The sequence below is a fragment of the Rhodanobacter sp. KK11 genome, assembly GCF_033345435.1.
Lineage (GTDB): Bacteria > Pseudomonadota > Gammaproteobacteria > Xanthomonadales > Rhodanobacteraceae > Rhodanobacter.
Genome location: NZ_JAWPMI010000005.1, coordinates 718,671 through 740,176 on the forward strand (window position 1 = coordinate 718,671; position 21,506 = coordinate 740,176).

Sequence of the window (21,506 nt, forward strand, 5' to 3'; positions counted from 1 at the left end):
GTGGGAGCAGCGCTTGAGCGCCGGCTCCACAGAGGGTGTAAACGAGTGACAAGCGTCGAGGTGAATCGGTTTACCGAGAGAAGTTCGTGCACGTGAAGCCACTTGGGGTTATATGGTCAAGCCGCACGGCTCATTAGTATCAGTTAGCTGAACGCATTGCTGCGCTTCCACACCTGACCTATCAACCACCTGGTCTTGATGGTGCCTTAAGGAGAGTCAAGCTCTCGGGAGATCTCATCTTGGGGCGTGCTTCCCGCTTAGATGCTTTCAGCGGTTATCACTTCCGTTCATAGCTACCGGGCAATGCCTCTGGCGAGACAACCCGAACACCAGCGGAACGTCCACTCCGGTCCTCTCGTACTAGGAGCAGCCCCCCTCAAATCTCCAACGCCCACGACAGATAGGGACCGAACTGTCTCACGACGTTCTGAACCCAGCTCGCGTACCACTTTAAATGGCGAACAGCCATACCCTTGGGACCGGCTACAGCCCCAGGATGTGATGAGCCGACATCGAGGTGCCAAACACCGCCGTCGATATGAACTCTTGGGCGGTATCAGCCTGTTATCCCCGGAGTACCTTTTATCCGTTGAGCGATGGCCCTTCCATACAGAACCACCGGATCACTAAGACCTACTTTCGTACCTGCTTGATCCGTCGATCTCGCAGTCAAGCACGCTTATGCCTTTGCACACAGTGCGCGATGTCCGACCGCGCTGAGCGTACCTTCGTGCTCCTCCGTTACTCTTTGGGAGGAGACCGCCCCAGTCAAACTACCCACCATACACGGTCCCTGGTCCGGATTACGGATCGAGGTTAGAACGTCAAGCACTTCAGGGTGGTATTTCAAGGATGGCTCCATGCAAACTGGCGTCTGCACTTCAAAGCCTCCCACCTATCCTACACAGAAGAACTCAACGTTCAGTGTAAAGCTATAGTAAAGGTTCACGGGGTCTTTCCGTCTTGCCGCGGGAACGCTGCATCTTCACAGCGAATTCAATTTCACTGAGTCTCGGGTGGAGACAGCGCCGCTGTCGTTACGCCATTCGTGCAGGTCGGAACTTACCCGACAAGGAATTTCGCTACCTTAGGACCGTTATAGTTACGGCCGCCGTTTACTGGGGCTTCGATCAAGAGCTTCGCCTTGCGGCTGACCCCATCAATTAACCTTCCAGCACCGGGCAGGCGTCACACCCTATACGTCCACTTTCGTGTTTGCAGAGTGCTGTGTTTTTGATAAACAGTCGCAGCGGCCAGGTTACTGCGACCCTTCAACGCTCAGTCACGCACGTGACCACGTCGAAGGGCGCACCTTCTCCCGAAGTTACGGTGCCATTTTGCCTAGTTCCTTCACCCGAGTTCTCTCAAGCGCCTTGGGATTCTCACCCTGCCTACCAGTGTCGGTTTACGGTACGGTTTTTCTCAAGCTGAAGCTTAGTGGCTTTTCCTGGAAGCGTAGTATCAGTCACTTCGCCCAAAAGGGCTCGTCTCGGTGCTCGGCATAAAGGATCCCGGATTTGCCAAAGATCCATGCCTACCGCCTTTCCCCGGGGCAACCAACGCCCGGTAGACCTAACTTTCTCCGTCCCCACATCGCACTTGAGAAAAGTGCTGGAATATTAACCAGCTTCCCATCGACTACGCATTTCTGCCTCGCCTTAGGGGCCGACTCACCCTGCGCCGATGAACGTTGCGCGAGGAAACCTTGGGCTTTCGGCGTGGGGGCTTTTCACCCCCATTATCGTTACTCATGTCAGCATTCGCACTTCCGATACCTCCAGCAGACCTTACGATCCACCTTCACAGGCTTACGGAACGCTCCTCTACCGCGTACACATAAATGTGCACACCCCGAGCTTCGGTGCATGGCTTAGCCCCGTTAAATCTTCCGCGCAGACCGACTCGACCAGTGAGCTATTACGCTTTCTTTAAAGGATGGCTGCTTCTAAGCCAACCTCCTGGCTGTCTATGCCTTTCCACATCGTTTTCCACTTAGCCATGACTTGGGGACCTTAGCTGCGGGTCTGGGTTGTTTCCCTTTTCACGACGGACGTTAGCACCCGCCGTGTGTCTCCCGGATAGTCTGTCCTGGTATTCGGAGTTTGCCATGGTTTGGTAAGTCGCGATGACCCCCTAGCCATAACAGTGCTCTACCCCCAGGAAGATTCGTCCGAGGCGCTACCTAAATAGCTTTCGAGGAGAACCAGCTATCTCCGAGTTTGTTTAGCCTTTCACTCCTATCCTCAGCTCATCCCCATCTATTGCAACAGATGTGGGTTCGGTCCTCCAGTGCGTGTTACCGCACCTTCAACCTGGCCAAGGATAGATCACTCGGTTTCGGGTCTACTGCCAGAGACTATGCGCCCTATTCAGACTCGATTTCTCTTCGCCTCCCCTATACGGTTAAGCTTGCCACTGACAGTAAGTCGCTGACCCATTATACAAAAGGTACGCAGTCACCCTTGCGGGCTTCCACTGCTTGTACGTATACGGTTTCAGGGTCTATTTCACTCCCCTCTCCGGGGTTCTTTTCGCCTTTCCCTCACGGTACTAGTTCGCTATCGGTCAGTCAGGAGTATTTAGCCTTGGAGGATGGTCCCCCCATGTTCAGACAAGGTTTCACGTGCCCCGCCTTACTCAATTTCACGCACGGTGCCCTTTCGCTTACCGGGCTATCACCGTCTATGGCCAGCCTTTCCAGACTGTTCAACTAAAACACTGTGCGCTTTTGGGCTAGTCCCCGTTCGCTCGTCGCTACTGAGGGAATCTCGGTTGATTTCTTTTCCTCCGGGTACTTAGATATTTCAGTTCCCCGGGTTCGCCTTGCATGGCTATGTATTCACCATGCAATACCGCTCGCGCGGTGGGTTTCCCCATTCGGACATTGCCGGATCAAAGCTTGTTGCCAGCTCCCCGACACTTTTCGCAGGCTGCCACGTCCTTCATCGCCTCTGACTGCCAAGGCATCCACCGTATACGCTTAGTCGCTTGACCATATAACCCCAAGTCGCCTCGGGATCACACGTCCAAACCACTTCGTTCGTGCCTTAACACTTGCCTCGGTTCGGTTCGAACCAAGACGCTTGTCACTCGTTTACTTGTTTTCAAAGAACATCACGCCGGCCTCAATGCCGGATGATTTCGAAATCTTGGGTGTGCTGATACTTCACGCTGAGTGGTGGAGCCAGTCGGGATCGAACCGACGACCCCCTGCTTGCAAAGCAGGTGCTCTCCCAGCTGAGCTATGGCCCCATGGTGGGTCTGGGTGGACTCGAACCACCGGCCTCACCCTTATCAGGGGTGCGCTCTAACCACCTGAGCTACAGACCCATGAAGGATGAATCCCAGAACCCGCGAGCCAAGCTACCTGGTTTCGTTCGACGCGGCCGTGAGCCCCGTTCGAAGCGGTTGTTGTGAAGAGTCCGGTCCGGACGGCCGGCTCGGCTCTTCGCAACACGGACGTTGCGTAAAGCAAACCCTTCGCGTGAAGTACAGGTGTCTTGTGTGGACGTCTTGCGTGATGACTCACGCCGTCGTTTCTTGAAAGGAGGTGATCCAGCCGCACCTTCCGATACGGCTACCTTGTTACGACTTCACCCCAGTCATGGACCACTCCGTGGGCGTCGTCCTCCTTGCGGTTAGACTAACGCCTTCTGGAGCAACCCACTCCCATGGTGTGACGGGCGGTGTGTACAAGGCCCGGGAACGTATTCACCGCGGCATAGCTGATCCGCGATTACTAGCGATTCCGACTTCATGGAGTCGAGTTGCAGACTCCAATCCGGACTGGGATCGGCTTTCTGGGATTGGCTCCACCTCGCGGTATTGCAACCCTCTGTACCGACCATTGTAGTACGTGTGTAGCCCTGGCCGTAAGGGCCATGATGACTTGACGTCATCCCCACCTTCCTCCGGTTTGTCACCGGCAGTCTCCTTAGAGTTCCCACCTTTACGTGCTGGCAACTAAGGACAAGGGTTGCGCTCGTTGCGGGACTTAACCCAACATCTCACGACACGAGCTGACGACAGCCATGCAGCACCTGTGTTCCGATTCCCGAAGGCACTCCCGCATCTCTGCAGGATTCCGGACATGTCAAGGCCAGGTAAGGTTCTTCGCGTTGCATCGAATTAAACCACATACTCCACCGCTTGTGCGGGCCCCCGTCAATTCCTTTGAGTTTCAGTCTTGCGACCGTACTCCCCAGGCGGCGAACTTAACGCGTTTGCTTCGACACTGATCTCCGAGTTGAGACCAACATCCAGTTCGCATCGTTTAGGGCGTGGACTACCAGGGTATCTAATCCTGTTTGCTCCCCACGCTTTCGTGCTTCAGCGTCAGTGTTGTCCCAGATGGCCGCCTTCGCCACTGATGTTCCTCCCGATCTCTACGCATTTCACCGCTACACCGGGAATTCCACCATCCTCTGACACACTCTAGCTGCCCAGTATCCATCGCCATTCCCAGGTTGAGCCCGGGGATTTCACGACAGACTTAAGCAACCGCCTACGCACCCTTTACGCCCAGTAATTCCGATTAACGCTTGCACCCTTCGTATTACCGCGGCTGCTGGCACGAAGTTAGCCGGTGCTTATTCCTCAGGTACCGTCAGACTGCACACGTATTAAGCATGCAGATTTCGTTCCTGATAAAAGTGCTTTACAACCCGAAGGCCTTCTTCACACACGCGGCATTGCTGGATCAGGCTTGCGCCCATTGTCCAATATTCCCCACTGCTGCCTCCCGTAGGAGTCTGGGCCGTGTCTCAGTCCCAGTGTGGCTGATCATCCTCTCAGACCAGCTAGCGATCGTCGCCTTGGTAGGCCATTACCCCACCAACTAGCTAATCGCACATCGGTTCGTCCAGCCGCGCGAGGCCTAAAAGGTCCCCCGCTTTCTCCCGTAGGACGTATGCGGTATTAGTCCCGGTTTCCCGAGGTTATCCCCCACGTCTGGGTAGATCCCGATGCATTACTCACCCGTCCGCCACTCGCCACCCAAGGAGCAAGCTCCTCTGTGCTGCCGTTCGACTTGCATGTGTTAGGCATGCCGCCAGCGTTCAATCTGAGCCAGGATCAAACTCTTCACTTAAGTTTTCGACCATCCGAAGATGATCTATCTTTCCGAAGCGTTCTTCCCAACCGAAAAAACTCATTACTGACTTTCTTTGGTGGGACGCTTGCATTGCTTGGACAGGTCGCAACCCATCAGCACAAGACGTCCACACAATTCACCTGCGCACACTGTCAAAGATCTTCACTTCTCCAACCACCCTTTCGGTGATCGCCCCGGGGCCTTTCGCACCGGGTGAGCCGCCCATTCTACATCGCTTTTCTAGACCGTCAACACCCGCAAGGAAGAATCCTCGCGACCCCGGCGGTCCGTCTGGCGACGTTGGGCGACTGCGGGCCGCGAATGATACGGGCTGCGCCGTATTTGGCAAGCGTTTCTTGAGAAAAATTTCATGGAATCTGCGCAAGCGCCTGTCGTGTCGCCGAATTATTCTTTATCTCGGGAACGCCACAGACGCCATCGCGCCGACGGGACCGTACCGGATCAGGCAAGCACGAGCTTCACACGAGCGAAATTGCGCTTGCCCACCTGCAGCACGCCCTCGAAACCGGCGCTGAATACACGCTGCGCATCCTCCACGACCTCAGCGTCGATGCGCACGGCGCGCTCCTTCAACTTGCGATTCGCCTCGGAATTGCTGGCGGTGAGTCCCGCCGCGGTCAGCAGGGCGGCCAGGCGCACGCCCTCCGCCGGCACCACGATGTCGGCCTGCGGCAGCAGCGAGGTGTCGCCCTCGCCGCGCACCACCGCGTGCCAGCCTGCCACGGCCTGCTCGGCGGCGGCCGCGCCGTGGAAGCGCACGGCCAGCTCGTGCGCCAGGCGCAGCTTCGCATCGCGCGGGTTGAGCATGCCGCTGGCGACGTCCTGCTTCATGCGCGCCAGCTCGTCCAGCGAGACGTCAAAGCTGAGCAGCTCGAACCAGCGCCACATCAGTTCGTCACCGATCTTCATGGTTTTGGTGACGATGTCGATCGCCGGCTCGTTGATGCCGATGTAGTTGCCCAGTGACTTGGACATCTTGTTGACGCCGTCCAGTCCCTCAAGCAGCGGCATGGTCAGCACGATCTGCGGCGGCTGGCCGTGGTGCTCCTGCAGCGCGCGCCCCATTAGAAGATTGAATTTCTGGTCGGTGCCACCCAGCTCCACGTCCGCCTTCAGTGCCACCGAATCGTAGCCCTGCACCAACGGATACAGGAATTCGTGGATCGCGATCGGCTGTTGCGTCGCATAGCGCTTGGTGAAGTCGTCGCGCTCGAGCATGCGCGCCACGGTGTGCTGGGCGGCCAGCCGGATCATGTCGGCCGCACTCATCTTGCCGAACCATTCGGAGTTGAAGCGCAGCTCGGTCTTCTCGCGGTCGAGCACCTTGTAGACCTGCTCGGCGTAGGTCTCGGCGTTGGCCAGCACGTCTTCGCGACTGAGCGGCTTGCGCGTGACGTTCTTGCCAGTGGGGTCGCCGATCATGCCGGTGAAGTCGCCGATCAGGAAGATCACCTGGTGGCCCAGGTCCTGGAACTGACGCATCTTGTTCAGCAGCACGGTGTGGCCCAGATGCAGATCCGGCGCGGTCGGGTCGAAACCGGCCTTGATCCGCAACGGGCGACCCTGCTTCAGGCGCTCGGCCAGGTCTTCCCGCTTGATGATTTCGTCGGCGCCACGCGCCATCGTGGCCAGCGCCCGGTCAAGCTCGCTCATTCAAGGTTTCTCAGTCGATGTAAATGAAGTGGGCGACGGTTCGCCATGCGACCGTGCCGCCTACGTTAATTGTGTGTTAACAGCAAATGCGTTGCAAACCCTTGATGCGAAAGGCGTTGACGCCCTTTGCACATGACCGCTATGGTACGCGGGGTTTGTTACTTTGTAGCGCGGGCGTGCACAGCATGACAGAAGAAAAACAGGGGGCGCGGCAAACCCGCAAGCAGGCGATCTGCCGCAAGGCACAACGGCGGCACTCCCATTTCTATGAACGCTGTGCCCACTGGTCCTTCAATCGCTCGGGCGAACTCGAGCCGATCCGCTGGCAACGCGAGCGCCTGGTGCTCGCCGGCACGGCACTGCTGATCACCCTGCTGTCCGGCTTCATCATGCCCGCCTGGGCCAGCGCGATGCGTCCCGCGCCCGTACCGGAGGCGCATTCGCTGCTGCCGCTGGCGCTGCCGAAGATCACGCCGGCCAACACCACGGCTCCGACCGTGGACGATTGGCAGGTGGTGCGGGTACAACCCGGCCAGACGCTGTCGGACATCTTCACTGCACGCGGCCTCGGCATGACCGACCTGCAAAAGGTGATGGATGCCGCCGGCAGCGCGAAATCCGCCCTGCACAACATCCGTCCGGGCCAGGAATTCGACTTCCTGCTCGGCAGCGACGGCAGCCTCAAGGGCTTCCGTTTCGACCAGGACCAGGCCAGCCGTGCCACCGTCCGCCTCGACGGCACGCAACCCACCGTCGCCATCCAGCAGCGCGACATGGACCTGCGCGAGCAAGTGGCGCACGGCGTGATCCGCAGCAGCCTGTACGCCGCCGGCGACCAGGCCGGCATGGACGCGGCGATGGTCGGCAAGCTCGCCGATCTGTTCAAGTACGACATCGACTTCGTGCAGGATCTCCGCGTCGGCGACAGCTTCACGGTGATCTACGACGACATTTACCGCGACGGCGTGCGCTACGGCCAGGGCAACATCATCGCGGCCGAGTTCATCAACCAGGGCAAGCGCTACACCGCCTACCGCTTCAAGAAGGCCGACGGCAGCTACGGGTGGTACAGCGAGGACGGACGGCCGATCCAGAAGTCGTTCCTGCGCATCCCGGTGGATTTCACCCGCATCTCCTCGCAGTTCAGCGTCGCGCGCCTGCATCCGATCCTCGGCCGCATGCGCGCGCACAAGGGCGTCGACTACGCCGCCCCCAGCGGCACCCCGATCCACGCGGCCGGCGACGGCGTGATCAAGTACCACGGTTGGGAGCGCGGTTACGGCAACTTCGTGGTGATCCAGCACGACAGGAGCATCAGCACCGCCTACGGGCACATGTCGCGCTTCGTGAAGGGCCAGCGCGTGGGCGAACGTGTGCGCCAGGGCGAGGTGATCGGCTACGTCGGCATGACCGGCCTGGCCACTGGCCCGCACCTGCACTACGAATTTCGCGTCAACGGCGTGCAGCGCAATCCGCAGACGGTGACCCTGCCGAAGCCGGAACCGTTGCCGGCCGCCCAGATGGCACGCTTCAAGGCCGAAGTGGTGAAGCCCCAGCTGGCGCGACTGACCGAACTGGACGCGCGCATCAGACTGGCGCGCGCCAACGCCCCCACCAACCACGACAACTGAGCGTACGCTGCGCGTGGATGACGCCTCGGCGCTCTACATCGGGCTGATCTCCGGCACCAGCGCCGACGGCATCGACGCCGTGCTGGCCGACTTCGGCCACGACATGCCCCGGATACTGGCCAGCCACACGCATCCCTGGCCGGACGACCTGCGCCGGCGGATGCTTGCGCTGGCCCAGGGCGAGGGCGCGCTCGACCTCGACGCGTTTGGACGGCTGGACGTCCAGATCGGCCACTCCTTCGCCGATGCCGCACTGCAGTTGCTCGAACGCAGCGGCACGCCAGCCTCGGCCGTCCGCGCGATCGGCTCGCACGGGCAGACACTGCGACATCGTCCCACCGGCGAATACCCGTTCACCCTGCAGCTCGGCGACCCCAGCGTGATCGCCGAACGCTGCGGCATCGACGTCGTGGCGGACTTCCGCCGCGCCGACGTCGCCGCGGGCGGGCAGGGCGCGCCGCTGCTGCCGGCGCTGCATGCGATGCTGCTGGCACGACCCGGACACACGCGGGTGGTGCTGAACCTCGGCGGTATCGCCAACATCACCGTGCTCGGCGCCGACGGCAGCGTGCTCGGCTTCGACACCGGCCCGGCCAACGGCTTGCTCGACGCCTGGTGCCTGCGTCAGCGCGGCGAGCCGTTCGATCGCGACGGCGCCTATGCCGCCAGCGGCCACCCCGACGCTGGCCTGCTCGACGCCCTGCTGGCCGATCCCTACTTCGCGCTGCAGCCGCCGAAGAGCACCGGCCGCGAGTACTTCCATCTGGACTGGCTGGCGGCACGCACGCCGCCGCGTGCCGCACTGGATCCTGCCGACGTGCAGGCCACCCTGCTGGAACTCACTGCACGCAGTGTCGCCGCGGCGATCTCGCAGTACGCGCCGGAAGCGGGCGAGGTGCTTGCCTGCGGTGGCGGCGTGCACAACGCGGCACTGATGCGGCGACTGGGCGAACTGCTGGCGCCTCGGGTGCTGCAGCGCACGTCGCGCTACGGCGTCGATCCCGACTTTCTCGAGGCCACCGCGTTCGCCTGGCTGGCGCGACAGCGCCTGCTCGGCCTGCCCGGCAACCTGCCGGCGGTCACCGGCGCGCGCGGACCGCGGGTGCTGGGCGCGATCTACTCCGCACCCGCGGCGGGTTCGTCGTAACGGATGCGCTCCGGAGCGAGCTGCGTCGGCCGGGTCTGCGCCAGCGCACGCAGCGCTTCCTGAAACACGCCCTGCTCCGCGTCTTCCCACTGGCCTTCGAGTACGGCCACCGCTTCCGGGTCGCGCAGACTTTCGCTGAAGCCCTGCGCGGCGGAAATGCCCAGGCCATGGCGCAAGGCATTCAGCATCACGTCGTTGATCGTGCACTGGCGTTCCCTGGCCAGCGCCCGGATCCGTTCGGTGAGAAGGCTGTCGACGTGCTGCAAGATCATGTCCGGCACAAGCGTCACTCCCTGGTTGCACATGCCCCTGTCGCACCGGATGTTGGCACGACCACGGCGAAGCCAGGCGCCGCGTCGGCGATTTCGTGGATGGCTTGGCAGTTTCGCTGTGAACGCCGCCACGCCACACCGGCTGGTTGCCTATGTGGCGGCCTCCGCCGCCGCGCGTGCGCGCTCCTCGCCGCGGAAGTATCGCCACAGGCCGGCGAACAGCAGCATCGACGGCAGCACCGCCAGCACCGTGATGACGAAATAGCCGCCGTAGCCGGTGGCGGTGGCGATGCCGCCGGCGAAGAAGCCGAGCAGCTTGCCGGGCAGGTTGACCAGCGAGCTCAGCAGCGCGTATTGCGTCGCGGTGTGCTGGCGGTTGACCAGCGAGGACAGGAACGCCACCGTCGGCGGCCCCAGCATGCCCAGGGTCAGGTTCTCGCCGGAGATCACCAGGGTCAGCACCAGCAGGTCGCCGGGGTGGGCGATCAGTAGCAGGTACAGCAGGTTGCTGCAGCCGCACAGCACGATGGTGACGCCGAGCGGACGCCACGCGCCCCAGCGCGCCACCATGGCACCACCGATGAACACGCCGACGATGCCGATCCAGATGCCGTAGATCTTGGTGATGGTGCCGATCTCGGTCTTGGAAAAACCCATGTCGCGGTAGAACGGGCTCATGATGCCGCCGATGGTGGCCTGCTCGGGCATCTTGAACAGCAGCAGGAACAGCAGGGTCACCCCAGCCAGTGCCCAACCGTAACGGCGAAAGAAATCGGTGAACGGGTCGAGCACGCTCTCGCGCATCGCCTCGCGCCAGCGCGTGGCGCGCACCCGCAGCACGTCCGGTTCGCGCGCGATCAGCGTGGTCGCCACCGGCACCGCCATCGCCAGCGCCATCAGTGCGTAGACCAGCCGCCATGGCAGGTGGTCGGCCAGTATCAGCGCTACCGCGCCGGCCAGCAGCAGGCCGATGCGGTAGCCCAGCGAGTAGGTGGCGACCAGCGCGCCCTGCGCCTCGATCGGCGCGATCTCGATGCGATAGGCATCCACCGCGATGTCCTGGGTGGCGCCGAAGAACGCCACCACCAGCGTGGCCGCCACGAAGGGGGTCAACTGCGCCGGCGTCAGCAACGCCATCGCCAGCAGGCCTGCGGTCACCCCCAGCTGCGCGAACAGCAGCCAGCCGCGACGCTGGCCCAGCCGGGCGAAGCCGGGGATCCGCCAGTGGTCGAGCAACGGCGCCCACACGAACTTGAATGCGTAGGTCATGCCGGCGCTGGCGATCATCGTGATGTCTTTCAGCTCGATGCCGTTTTCCTTCAGCCAGTACGCCAGCGTGCCGGCCACCAGCAGGAACGGCAGGCCGGAGGAAAAGCCGAACAGGAACATCGTCCACGCCGCCGGCTGGGCGAACGCCCGCCATACCGACGGCTTCGCTGGCCGGCCCGCTACCGGTTCAGCCGGCATAGTCGACGGTATAGGGCGCGTGATCGGAGAAGCGCTCGTCGCGGTAGATCGAGCAGGCCTTCAGGCGCTCGCGCAAGCCTGGCGAGACGACCTGGTAGTCGATGCGCCAGCCCACGTCGTTCTCGCGCGCGCGGCCGCGATTCGACCACCAAGTGTAGTCCTCGCCGGCGGGATGCAGCGTGCGGTAGCTGTCCACCCAGCCACGCTCGATCAGGCCATTGAGCCAGGCACGTTCCTCGGGCAGGCAGCCGGAATTCTTCTGGTTGGACTTCCAGTTCCTGATGTCCTTCTCGCTGCGCACGATGTTCCAATCACCGCAGATCACGTAGTCGCGACCACTCTGCAGCCACGCCTCGAAGATCGGCGTGATCCATTCCATCGCCTTGAACTTGAACTGCTGGCGCTCGTCGCCGGAGGAACCAGACGGAAAGTACAGCGAGACCACCGAGAGCTTGCCGAAGCGCGCCTCGATGTAGCGGCCCTCGTTGTCGAACTCGTCCCAGCCCAGTTCGGTCAGCACCTGGTCCGGTTCGCGCTTCGCATGGATCGCCACGCCCGAATAGCCTTTCTTGCTGCTGGCGTCGCGGTAGAAGCAGTGGTGGCCGTCGGGACGGAACATCGCGTCGCTGAGCTGGTCTTCCTGCGCCTTGGTCTCCTGCAGGCAGACCACGTCGGCCTTTTGCTTGCGCAGCCAGTCGAACACGCCCTTGGTCGCGGCCGAGCGGATGCCGTTGGCGTTCAGGGTGATGATGCGCATGCTGACTCCCGGGGCGATGAGGCCATCATAGCAACCACGCCGGCCCCGGCCGCACCGCTGCGGGCTGTACCATGACGCCCGCCATCCGGCTTCCACCGCTTGCGAGTTCCCCTGTGCACGACTACCAGCGCGACTTCATCAAACTCACCCTCGAGCGCGAGGTGCTGCGCTTCGGCGAGTTCACCCTGAAATCCGGCCGCCACAGCCCGTACTTCTTCAACATGGGGCGGATCGACTCCGGCGCCGCGCTGGCCCAGCTCGGCCGCGCCTACGCCGCCGCCCTGGCGAACGCGGGCATCGCGGTGGACATGCTGTTCGGTCCTGCCTACAAGGGCATCGCACTGGCCGCCGCCACCGCCATAGCGCTGGCCGACGTCCACGGCCGCGACCTGCCGTGGGCGTACAACCGCAAGGAGGTGAAGGACCACGGCGAGGGCGGCGTGCTGGTCGGCGCGCCGTTGAAGGGCCGCGTGCTGATCGTCGACGACGTGATGACCGCCGGCACCGCGGTGCGTGAGTCGCTGGCGCTGATCCGCGCGCACGGCGCCGTGCCGGCCGGCGTGCTGATCGCGCTGGACCGCCAGGAGCGCGGGCAGGGCGAACGCTCGGCCGCGCAGGAAGTGGCGGCCGACTACGGCATCCCGGTGATCGCCATCACCAGCCTCGACGACGTGCTGGCCTACGCCGGCGAGCAGCCGCGACTGGCCGCCGAGCACGCGCGCCTGCTGACCTATCGCGAGCGCTACGGGGTTCAGCGCTGAACTCGACGGGCGCGAGCGAACCCGGTCACACTGGCGGTCGCCGCTGCCGGCGTCGAGCTAGGCAGCGCGACGACGCTGGCTATACTGGGCCACCAGAGAGGTACCCATGCACAAACCATTGCTCGTCATCGCTGCCGTCGCGCTGCTCGCGGGCCTGTCGGTACATGCCCAGAACACCGGCAACGTCCGCTACAAATGGTACGACGGGCAGGGCCTGGTGCACTTCAGCGACAGCCTCACCGTCGAGGCAATGAAATACGGCTACGACCTGGTCAACGACCGCGGCATGGTCGTGCAGCGCGTGCCGCGCCAGCTGAACGCCGCCGAACGCGCCGCCGCCAACAAGCTGGCGGCCGAGCAGGCGGCCAGCCAGCGCGCCGCGCAGGAGCGCGCGAATGCCGATGCGCAGATGCTGGCGGCCTATCCGGACGAGGAGTCCTACCGCATCTCGCTGCAGCAGGCGCTGGATACCATCGACCAGCAGATCCACACCACCCGGATCAACCTGCGCAGCCAAGAAAAGGCGCTGACCGACCTGCTTGCCCGCGCGGCCGAACTCGAGAACGCCAAGAACCCGGTGCCGAAATTCCTGGTCGACAGCATCGCGCAGCAGCGCAACGTGGTCGGCACACTGCGCGACACGCTGCGCCGCCAGCAGACCCTGCGCAGCGACACCATGCAGCAACAGGTCGGGCAACTGGCCCACTACCGCGAAGTCCGGGCGGCGCAGGACCGGGCGGCCGAGTAGAACGACGCCGACGCGATCCCGGGCTGATCGATCACGCAAGCCGACGGCGGGTCGAGCGCGGGCAGGCGCTTCCCCGATAGCGGCTAGAAAGGCAGCTTCAGACCCGGCTCCACCGCCAGCAACTGCTGGCGGAAGACCTGCTGGATCCGCTGCAGCGCCGCCGCATCGTCCGCCTCGAAACGCAGCACCAGTACCGGCGTGGTATTCGACGCGCGCACCAGCCCCCAGCCGTCCGGCCAGTCGGCGCGCAGGCCGTCGATGGTGACCAGGCTGGCGTCCTCGAAGCTGGCCTGCTGACGCAGCTTGTCCATGAAGCGGTAGTGCTCGCCCTCGGCCAGCTCGACCTTCAGTTCCGGCGTGGAGACGCTCTTCGGCAGCGTGGCGAAAATCTGCCCGACGCTGCGCCCCTGCAGGTCGCCGGCAAGGATCTCCAGCAGCCGCGCGGCGGCGTAGATGCCGTCGTCGAAACCGTACCAGCGCTCCTTGAAGAAAAAGTGCCCGCTCATCTCCCCGGCCAACTCGGCGCCGGTCTCGCGCATCTTCGCCTTGATCAGCGAGTGTCCGGTGCGCCACATCAGCGGGCTGCCGCCGGCGTCCAGGATCTGTCCCTTCAGATGGCTGGTGCACTTCACGTCGTAGATCACCGTGGCGCCGGGCTGGCGCGACAGCACGTCGCGCGCGAACAGCATCAGCAAGCGGTCCGGATAGACGATCTCGCCGGAACGGGTGACCGCGCCCAGGCGATCGCCGTCGCCGTCGAAGGCCAGACCGAGGTCGGCGCCGCTGCTCTTCACGGCAAGGATCAGGTCTTCCAGGTTGTGCGGATCGGACGGGTCCGGATGATGGTTCGGGAACGTGCCGTCGACGTCGCAGTACAGCGGCACCACCTCGCAGCCGATACCTTCCAGCACCTGCGGCGCGATCGCGCCCGGGATGCCGTTGCCGCAGTCGACCACCACCTTCAGGCGGCGCTCGGCGAGCACGTCGGAAACGATCTTCTCGATGTAGTCCGGCGCCACATCGACCTGGCGCAGACCACCGCCGCCACCGCTGGCCAGCGCACCGCTGGCGATGCGCTGGTACAGGTCACGGATCGCACCTTCGGCCAACGTCTCGCCGCCGACCACGATCTTGAAGCCGTTGTAGTCCGGCGGATTGTGGCTGCCGGTGACGGCCACGCCGCAACCGGTGTTGAAGCGGTACACGGCGTAGTACACCACCGGCGTCGGCACCGCGCCGAGGTCGATCACGTCCACCCCGGCCTCGCGCAGGCCCTGGGCCAGTGCGCCGGCCAGCTCCGGGCCAGACAGCCGGCCGTCGCGGCCGACCACGATTTCGCGCAGGCCCTTCTCGGCCATCAGCGTGCCGATCGCCTGGCCGAGCAGGCGCGCCACGTCCGCGTTCAAGCTCTTGCCGACCACGCCGCGCACGTCGTACGCGCGGAAGATGCCGGGGTCCACGCCGACGGTCGCGGCCGCCGGCGGCTCCGGCGGCGACGCCGGCGGTGAAGCCGACGGCTTGGCCCGGACCGGGGCGGCCTGGCGGGCCGGCAGCGGCACCTCGGGCTCCTCGACTACCGGCTCCACCCTCCAGCGCCGGCGCAGATGCAGCAGATAGCCGCCGCCGCCCAGGCCGAGCAGGGCCAGCAAGCCGCTCAGCAGCCACGAGCGCGGCAACACGATGAAGGCCCCGGGCAACCCGGCACCGACACTGAACGTGCTGCCCGCGACCGGCTTGCCGGTGGCCTCGGCCTCGGCCGAGCTGGTGCCGTGCGAGAGCAACTGCACGTAGCCGTGGTCGTCGCCCTGACGCAGATCGAGCCGGCCGCCAGCCGGCGGGATCGCGTCGAAGCGCTGCTGCAACGGCGCGAACGACAGCTCGACCCACGCCCACGCCTGGGCCCGCTGCGGCGGCCCCAGCGGAATCACCAGGCTCAGCCGGCGATCGCCGTTGTAGGAGACGCTCTGCGCCAGCGGCACGCCTTCCGCACTTTGTGCAGCCATCAGCTGGGCCGCCTTGGCATAGCCGAATTCGCGGTAATTGGCCTTGAGCACCTCGTTGAGGTCACCGCTGTACAGCTCCAGCTTCTTCGCCTGCGGCAGTTGCTGGCGCAGCGCCGCGGCGGACTGCGCCGGATCGCTCATCAGGGTCGCCGGATCCACGCTGGCCAGCACTTTTTCGACCGCGCCGCGCTGGCTGGCGATCTCTCCGGACAGCACCTGGACGGCCTCGTCCTGGGCCTGGTGCACACGCTGGATCGCATTGCCCTCGTCGGCGATCAGCCAGGTCTGCCAGCTGCAGAACAGTCCCAGCAGCAGCAGCACGGTTGCGCCGGCCAGCGGCAGCAGGTCCCGCCACTCGACCTGCAGGCTGCGCAGCCGTTCTCTTGCGATGTTCAACGCCATACCCGCCCCCGCGGCTGTCACTGTGGAGCGGCCCGACGGCCCGGGCCGACCCCGCTGGTTACTGGATGCCGGTCGAACCGAATCCGCCGCCGCCGCGCTCGCTGGGCGCGAAGTCGGCCACCACCTTCAATCGCGCCTGCGCCACCGGCACCAGCAGCAACTGGGCGATGCGGTCGCCCACCGCGATGGTGTACGACTGGCTGCCGCGATTCCAGCACGAAATCATCAGCGGGCCCTGGTAGTCGGCGTCGATCACCCCGACCAGGTTGCCCATCACCAAGCCGTGCTTGTGGCCCAGCCCGGAACGCGGCACGACCAGCGCACACCAGCCGGGATCGCCGATGTGGATGGCGATGCCGCTGGGTACCAGTGCGCTTTCGCCGGGTGCAAGCGTCAGCGGCGCATCCAGCGCGGCGCGCAGGTCCATGCCGGCGCTGCCGGGCGTGGCCGTCTGCGGCAACGGGATGCTGTCGCCCAGCCGCGGATCGAGGATCTTCAGTTCGACGTCGATCGTCATCCGCGCGTCGCCCGGTAGCGTTCGGCCACGCAGGCGATCAGCTGGCGCGCCAGTTCGGGCTTCGCCGCCCGCGGCAGTTCGGCGACGCCGTCGGCCCAGTACAACGTCAACGCATTGTCGGCCGCCTCGAAGCCGAGGCCGCCCCCCACCTGATTCGCTGCAATCATGTCCAGCCTCTTGTGGCGCAGCTTGGCCTGCGCATAGCTCGCCACATCATGCGTCTCCGCGGCGAATCCGACCAGGAACGGGTGCGCGGTTTGCGCCGAGAGACTGGCCAGGATGTCCGGGTTCTCGCCGAGGCGCAGAGTCAGCTCGCTGCTATCGTGCTTTTTCAGCTTCTGCGCAGCTACCTGAAGCGGGCGGTAGTCGCCGACCGCCGCCGCGCCGATATAGATGTCCGCCTGCGCCGCGGCGTCCAGCACCGCCGCGTGCATCTGCGCCGCACTGCGCACGTCGATGCGCCGCGCCACCCCGGGCGGTGTGGCCAGGTCCACCGGCCCGGCCACCAGGCTGACCACGGCACCGGCCTGCGCCGCCGCCTCGGCCACCGCGAAACCCATCCGGCCGGAGCTGCGGTTGCCGATGAAGCGCACCGGGTCGATGTCCTCGTAGGTCGGGCCGGCACTGACCAGCACGCGCAGCCCGGCCAACAGCGGTTCGCCGAACGAGGCCGCCAGCGCGTCGCGCAGCTCGTGCGGTTCCAGCATGCGGCCACTGCCGACATCGCCGCAGGCCTGGTCACCCACCGCCGGCCCCAACAGCTGCGCGCCGTGCCGGCGCAGCGTCTCGATATTCGCCTGCACTGCCGGATGCGCCCACATCTGCTGGTTCATCGCCGGCGCCAGGTACAGCGGCGCGGCGCTGGCCAGGCACAGCGTGGTCAGCAGGTCGTCGGCCTGGCCGTGCGCCAGCCGCGCCAGCAGGTCGGCGCTGGCCGGCGCCACCAGGATGCGCTCGGCCCAGCGCGCCAGTTCGATATGCCCCATCGCCGCCTCGGCCTGCGCGTCCCACAGGCTGACCCGCACCGGTTGGCCGGACAGTGCCTGGAAGGTGGTCGGGCCGACGAAATGGGTGGCGCCCTCGGTCATCACCACGCGCACCTCCGCACCGAGCTCGCGCAGCCGGCGAACCACTTCGCAGGACTTGTAGGCGGCAATGCCGCCCGACACTCCGAGCAGGATGCGGCGCTGGGCAAGACTCATGTAAGACGGGCCTGACAATCGGGCAGAGGCCTAGCTTACCGGATTCACTCGTACGCACCGCTGTCCGGCGCGGACGCCAGCCGGCAAGCTGGGGGCATGAGCATCCGCGACTGGCCCGAAGGCGAACGCCCCCGCGAAAAACTGCTGGCACGCGGCAGCGCCGCCTTGTCCGACGCCGAACTGCTGGCGGTGCTGCTGGGCAGCGGCAGCCGCGGCAAGGACGCGCTGGCGCTGGGTCGCGAGCTGATCGCCGGCGCCGGCAGCCTGGGTGCGCTGCTGGCCCGGCCCGAGCGGCAGATCCGCGCCGGCGGACTGGGCCCGGCCAAGCACGCACGGATCGCCGCCGCGCTGGAGCTGGCGCGGCGCAGTCTGGCCGAACAGTTGCGCGAGCAGCCCAGCCTGGGCAACCCGCGCGACAGCGGCGACTACCTCAGCGCCCGCCTGCGCCACCTGCCGTACGAAGTGTTCGGCTGCCTCTATCTGGACAACCGCCACCGCGTGCTGGCGTTCGAAGAGCTGTTCCGCGGCACCATTGACGGCGCCAGCGTGCACCCGCGCGAAGTGGTGCGGGCCTGCCTCGCGCACAACGCCTGCGCGGTGATCTTTGCCCACAACCATCCGTCCGGCGTGGCCGAACCCAGCGCCGCCGACCGCGCGATCACCCGCGAACTGCGCGATGCGCTGCAACTGATCGGCGTACGCGTGCTCGACCATCTGGTGATCGGCAGCGGCGAGCCGGTGTCGATGGCGGCGCGCGGCCTGATCTGAAACTGACCCTCCGGACAAAAAAACGGCGTGGCACAAGCCACGCCGCAGGGCCGATTGGGGGAGGTGGGGAGAGCGGCATCCCCGGTCGCCATGTCATGGAGGGGAGTTCATGACCTAGCCTGGTCAGTATCGCAGTGCCGCATGACAAAACCGTGACGCGAACCTCGGCTGCAAGCCTCGCCCGGGTTGCCGGAACTTATGCACAAAACGGCGATATCGGCACTTGCCGTATCTACCACCTGTCGGCTCTAGTTAAATTCTTTAATCTATTGATAAAAAAAGAAAAATTCACTGGATACTGCCGGTGATTGACGGCTTCCGGCCCCATACAGGCCATGGGACCCCGCTTTCTCCCACAGACTTATCCACAGACCGGCTCGCCGCGGCGCATCAATATCCGGGCCCGTCCGAACCGCGCCCGGCATCCGCGTCGGGCACCGCTAGCCGGCGCGTTTCGCCGACAAGGCGGTCTGTTAGGATTGGCGGTTCCATCACGAAACCGACCCCACCCGTGAAAGAACAGCTGCGCGAATTGGTGCTGCAGGCGATTCGGACCCTGCAGGAAGCCGCTACCCTGCCCACCGACCTCAGCCTGCCCGGCTTCGTGATCGAGCGCGCGCGCAGCCGCGAACACGGCGATTTCGCCTGCAACGCAGCGATGCTGCTGGCCAAGCCCGCGCGCGCCAAGCCGCGCGAGCTGGCCGAAAAACTGGTCGCCGCGCTGCCGGCGAACACGCTGGTGGAGAAAGTCGAGATCGCCGGCCCCGGCTTCATCAACTTCTTTCTCGCGCCGGGTGCCTATCACGCCGAAGTGCGCCGGATCCTGGCCGAAGGCGACGCCTACGGCCGCAGCACCAGCGGCGGCGGCAAGACCGTCGGCGTGGAATTCGTCTCGGCCAACCCGACCGGCCCGCTGCACGTGGGCCACGGCCGCGCCGCGGCGATCGGCGACTGCCTGAGTCGGCTGCTGGACGCCACCGGCTGGAACGTGAAGCGCGAGTTCTACTACAACGACGCCGGCGTGCAGATCGCCAACCTGGCCATCTCGGTGCAGGCGCGCGCGCGCGGGATCACCCCGGACGACAGCAACTGGCCGGAGAACGGCTACCGCGGCGACTACATCACCGAGGTGGCGCGCGCCTACCTGGACCGCGAATCGGTGGTCGCCGACAGCGAGACGGTCACCGGCGCCGGCGACGTGGACGACCTCGAGGCAATCCGCCATTTCGCCGTGGCCTACCTGCGCCGCGAGCAGGACCTGGACCTGCAAGCGTTCGGCGTGGGCTTCGACACCTATTTCCTGGAGTCCTCGCTGTATACCGATGGCAAGGTCGAGGAGACCGTGCGCGAACTCATCGCCCACGGCCACACCTACGAGGACGGCGGCGCGCTGTGGCTGCGCACCACCAATTTCGGTGACGACAAGGACCGCGTGATGCGCAAGTCCGACGGCACCTACACCTACTTCCTGCCCGACGTGGCCTACCACCTGAGCAAGTGGCAGCGCGGCTACGAACGGGCGATCACCGAGCTGGGTTCGGACCACCACGGCTCGCTGGCGCGGGTGAAGGCCGGCCTGCAGGCGCTTGATTGCGGCATCCCGCAGGGTTGGCCGGAGTACGTGCTGCACCAGATGGTGACGGTGATGAAGGGCGGCGAGGAGGTGAAGATCTCCAAGCGCGCCGGCAGCTACGTCACCCTGCGCGACCTGATCGACGAGGTCGGCAGGGACGCCACGCGCTACTTCCTGATCTCGCGCAAGAGCGACTCGCAGCTGGTGTTCGACATCGACCTGGCGCGCTCGCAGTCGAACGACAACCCGGTCTACTACATCCAGTACGCACACGCCCGCGTCTGCAGCGTGCTGCGCCAGGCACCGGAGAAGGGCTTCACGGTCGATCTCGCCGACGGCCTCACCCACCTCGACCGGCTGGACAACGAGCACGAGCAGGTCCTGCTGACCGAGCTGTCGAAGTATCCGGAGCTGGTCGAGGCCGCCGCGGCGAACCTGGAGCCGCACCTGGTCGCCGCGTGGCTGCGCGAACTGGCCAACGCGTTCCACACCTACTACAACTCGCACCAGTTCCTGGTCGAGGACGCCGGCTTGCGCAACGCACGCCTGGCGCTGGTGGTGGCGACACGGCAAGTGTTGAAGAATGGTCTGGCATTGTTGGGCCTGAACGCCCCGGAGAAGATGTAATGGCAGCACGCAAGGGCAGGGGCCGGCAGGCCGTGCGCAACGGCAGCAACGGCTTCCCGGGCTGGGGCTACGCGATCGTCGGCCTGGTCGCCGGCGCGATCCTGATGGCGGTGATGATGCGCGGCAGCCTGCTTACCAGCCTGCGCAAGGCCGATGGCCCGCAGGCGAACCCGCAGGCCACCGCCGAGCGCGGCAGCGCACCGGGCGTGCTCGAATCGACCGGCGACGCCGCGCCGAAGAAGCCGCAGTTCGACTTCTACTCGGTGCTGTCGGAGAAGGAAGTGCGCATCCCCGACGCCGAGATCAGCGCGCAGGCGCGGGTCGAGCAGCAGCAGAAGCAGCAGGCGGCGCAGCAGCAGGCCCAGGCGGTGCCGACGATGCCGCCGGCGAACGCGCCGCAGGCGGTCAGCCAGGATGTTGCCGCCGCGCCGCCCAGCGCGGTGCCGCAGCCCGCCGCCGGCAGCGGCTACCTGCTGCAGGTCGGCGCGTTCCCGAATGCTGCCGACGCCGAGTCGCTGAAGGCCAAGCTGGCCTTGCAGGGCTTCGTGGCCAACGTGCAGCCGGTCGGCATCGGCGGGCAGACCTACAACCGCGTGCGGCTCGGTCCGTTCCGCTCGGCCACCGAGCTGGAGGCGACCAAGCAACGGCTGGCCGGCGCCGGCATCCACGCGATCGCGCTGAAGGAAGGCCGCTAGGTTCCGACCGCCCGGCCGCTCGGCAGCCCGAGGCCGCGCCCGCAGCGCGGCCTTTTTGTGTCTTAAGCACGCGTGATAACGGTGCACGGCGACCATCACGCCACGCTTCGCCGCCGCCGCCCAGAATCGCCGGCCACCGCCCGTCACCGACATGCAGGGGATGTCCTATC

14 protein-coding genes, 2 tRNA genes and 2 rRNA genes are annotated in these 21,506 nt (G+C 65.1%); 7 read left to right on the forward strand and 11 right to left on the reverse strand.

Going from position 1 to position 21,506, the window contains the following annotated elements; genetic code table 11:
* Nucleotides 1–112: 112 nt before the first annotated feature.
* The 5 genes from R5H19_RS16685 to tyrS form a co-directional block, all read right to left on the reverse strand.
* Nucleotides 113–2,994: ribosomal RNA gene (locus tag R5H19_RS16685) — 23S ribosomal RNA — on the reverse strand.
* 182 nt (nt 2,995–3,176) lie between these two features.
* Nucleotides 3,177–3,252 (reverse strand) — tRNA-Ala (locus R5H19_RS16690).
* A gap of 1 nt (nt 3,253) precedes the next feature.
* A tRNA-Ile gene (locus R5H19_RS16695) sits at nt 3,254–3,330 on the reverse strand.
* A 213-nt stretch (nt 3,331–3,543) separates the two neighbouring features.
* Nucleotides 3,544–5,089: ribosomal RNA gene (locus tag R5H19_RS16700) — 16S ribosomal RNA — on the reverse strand.
* The 16S and 23S rRNA genes sit together here with 2 tRNA genes alongside, the layout of an rRNA operon.
* Before the next feature lie 465 nt (nt 5,090–5,554).
* Nucleotides 5,555–6,766, reverse strand: coding sequence for a tyrosine--tRNA ligase (gene tyrS, locus R5H19_RS16705; RefSeq protein ID WP_318160167.1), 1,212 nt, complete (start codon nt 6,764–6,766; stop codon nt 5,555–5,557).
* Between the two features lie 185 nt (nt 6,767–6,951).
* Between tyrS and R5H19_RS16710 the strand changes: the two genes are divergently transcribed.
* Together R5H19_RS16710 and R5H19_RS16715 are read left to right on the forward strand one after the other, a co-directional pair.
* A complete protein-coding gene (locus R5H19_RS16710; protein ID WP_318160168.1) occupies nt 6,952–8,397 on the forward strand; it encodes a peptidoglycan DD-metalloendopeptidase family protein in 1,446 nt (481 codons plus the stop codon).
* Nucleotides 8,398–8,410: 13 nt separating this feature from the next.
* Nucleotides 8,411–9,544 (forward strand): anhydro-N-acetylmuramic acid kinase, encoded by a 1,134-nt coding sequence (locus R5H19_RS16715; protein ID WP_318160169.1) that lies wholly within the window; start codon nt 8,411–8,413, stop codon nt 9,542–9,544.
* Here R5H19_RS16715 and R5H19_RS16720 read toward each other — a convergent pair.
* The 3 genes from R5H19_RS16720 to R5H19_RS16730 form a co-directional block, all read right to left on the reverse strand.
* Nucleotides 9,514–9,816, reverse strand: a complete 303-nt coding sequence (locus tag R5H19_RS16720; protein WP_318160213.1) for a hypothetical protein — start codon at nt 9,814–9,816, stop codon at nt 9,514–9,516. The two genes, R5H19_RS16715 and R5H19_RS16720, sit on opposite strands and share 31 nt — an antisense overlap.
* A gap of 150 nt (nt 9,817–9,966) precedes the next feature.
* Entirely contained in the window at nt 9,967–11,205 is a 1,239-nt protein-coding gene (locus R5H19_RS16725; RefSeq protein ID WP_318160170.1) for an MFS transporter, read from the reverse strand.
* Nucleotides 11,206–11,272: 67 nt separating this feature from the next.
* Nucleotides 11,273–12,040 (reverse strand): exodeoxyribonuclease III, encoded by a 768-nt coding sequence (locus R5H19_RS16730; protein WP_318160171.1) that lies wholly within the window; start codon nt 12,038–12,040, stop codon nt 11,273–11,275.
* Nucleotides 12,041–12,153: 113 nt separating this feature from the next.
* On the opposite strand from R5H19_RS16730, the gene pyrE reads away from it, so the two are divergent.
* Nucleotides 12,154–12,801 (forward strand): orotate phosphoribosyltransferase, encoded by a 648-nt coding sequence (gene pyrE, locus R5H19_RS16735; RefSeq protein ID WP_318160214.1) that lies wholly within the window; start codon nt 12,154–12,156, stop codon nt 12,799–12,801.
* Nucleotides 12,802–12,907: 106 nt separating this feature from the next.
* Nucleotides 12,908–13,549 (forward strand): DUF4124 domain-containing protein, encoded by a 642-nt coding sequence (locus tag R5H19_RS16740; protein WP_318160172.1) that lies wholly within the window; start codon nt 12,908–12,910, stop codon nt 13,547–13,549.
* Nucleotides 13,550–13,632: 83 nt separating this feature from the next.
* On the opposite strand, the gene R5H19_RS16745 is transcribed toward R5H19_RS16740, so the two are convergent.
* The 3 genes from R5H19_RS16745 to coaBC are packed head-to-tail and all read right to left on the reverse strand — an operon-like array spanning nt 13,633 to nt 17,673.
* Nucleotides 13,633–15,954, reverse strand: coding sequence for a phosphomannomutase/phosphoglucomutase (locus R5H19_RS16745; RefSeq protein WP_318160173.1), 2,322 nt, complete (start codon nt 15,952–15,954; stop codon nt 13,633–13,635).
* 58 nt (nt 15,955–16,012) lie between these two features.
* Nucleotides 16,013–16,471 carry a dUTP diphosphatase gene (gene dut, locus R5H19_RS16750; protein WP_318160174.1) on the reverse strand — a complete coding sequence of 153 codons (459 nt, stop codon included), beginning with the start codon at nt 16,469–16,471 and terminating at the stop codon, nt 16,013–16,015.
* A complete protein-coding gene (coaBC, locus tag R5H19_RS16755; protein ID WP_318160175.1) occupies nt 16,468–17,673 on the reverse strand; it encodes a bifunctional phosphopantothenoylcysteine decarboxylase/phosphopantothenate--cysteine ligase CoaBC in 1,206 nt (401 codons plus the stop codon). The genes dut and coaBC overlap by 4 nt, the downstream gene beginning before the upstream one ends.
* 96 nt (nt 17,674–17,769) lie before the next feature.
* On the opposite strand from coaBC, the gene radC reads away from it, so the two are divergent.
* The 3 genes from radC (at nt 17,770) to R5H19_RS16770 (ending at nt 21,336) form a co-directional block, all read left to right on the forward strand.
* Nucleotides 17,770–18,441 (forward strand): DNA repair protein RadC, encoded by a 672-nt coding sequence (gene radC, locus R5H19_RS16760; protein WP_318160176.1) that lies wholly within the window; start codon nt 17,770–17,772, stop codon nt 18,439–18,441.
* A 511-nt stretch (nt 18,442–18,952) separates the two neighbouring features.
* Entirely contained in the window at nt 18,953–20,641 is a 1,689-nt protein-coding gene (gene argS, locus R5H19_RS16765) for an arginine--tRNA ligase (protein ID WP_318160177.1), read from the forward strand.
* A complete protein-coding gene (locus R5H19_RS16770) occupies nt 20,641–21,336 on the forward strand; it encodes an SPOR domain-containing protein (RefSeq protein ID WP_318160178.1) in 696 nt (231 codons plus the stop codon). The genes argS and R5H19_RS16770 overlap by 1 nt, the downstream gene beginning before the upstream one ends.
* The last annotated feature ends 170 nt before the right edge of the window (nt 21,337–21,506 follow it).

Excerpts from the sequence above, each read along its gene's own strand:
- R5H19_RS16725 (WP_318160170.1), bottom strand. The coding sequence starts at position 11,205 with ATGTTCCTGTTCGGCTTTTCCTCCGGCCTGCCGTTCCTGCTGGTGGCC.
- R5H19_RS16730 (WP_318160171.1), bottom strand. The coding sequence starts at position 12,040 with ATGCGCATCATCACCCTGAACGCCAACGGCATCCGCTCGGCCGCGACC.
- R5H19_RS16770 (WP_318160178.1), top strand. The coding sequence starts at position 20,641 with ATGGCAGCACGCAAGGGCAGGGGCCGGCAGGCCGTGCGCAACGGCAGC.
- dut (WP_318160174.1), bottom strand. The coding sequence starts at position 16,471 with ATGACGATCGACGTCGAACTGAAGATCCTCGATCCGCGGCTGGGCGAC.
- tyrS (WP_318160167.1), bottom strand. The coding sequence starts at position 6,766 with ATGAGCGAGCTTGACCGGGCGCTGGCCACGATGGCGCGTGGCGCCGAC.
- R5H19_RS16740 (WP_318160172.1), top strand. The coding sequence starts at position 12,908 with ATGCACAAACCATTGCTCGTCATCGCTGCCGTCGCGCTGCTCGCGGGC.
- R5H19_RS16745 (WP_318160173.1), bottom strand. The coding sequence starts at position 15,954 with ATGGCGTTGAACATCGCAAGAGAACGGCTGCGCAGCCTGCAGGTCGAG.
- coaBC (WP_318160175.1), bottom strand. The coding sequence starts at position 17,673 with ATGAGTCTTGCCCAGCGCCGCATCCTGCTCGGAGTGTCGGGCGGCATT.
- R5H19_RS16710 (WP_318160168.1), top strand. The coding sequence starts at position 6,952 with ATGACAGAAGAAAAACAGGGGGCGCGGCAAACCCGCAAGCAGGCGATC.
- R5H19_RS16720 (WP_318160213.1), bottom strand. The coding sequence starts at position 9,816 with ATGATCTTGCAGCACGTCGACAGCCTTCTCACCGAACGGATCCGGGCG.
- radC (WP_318160176.1), top strand. The coding sequence starts at position 17,770 with ATGAGCATCCGCGACTGGCCCGAAGGCGAACGCCCCCGCGAAAAACTG.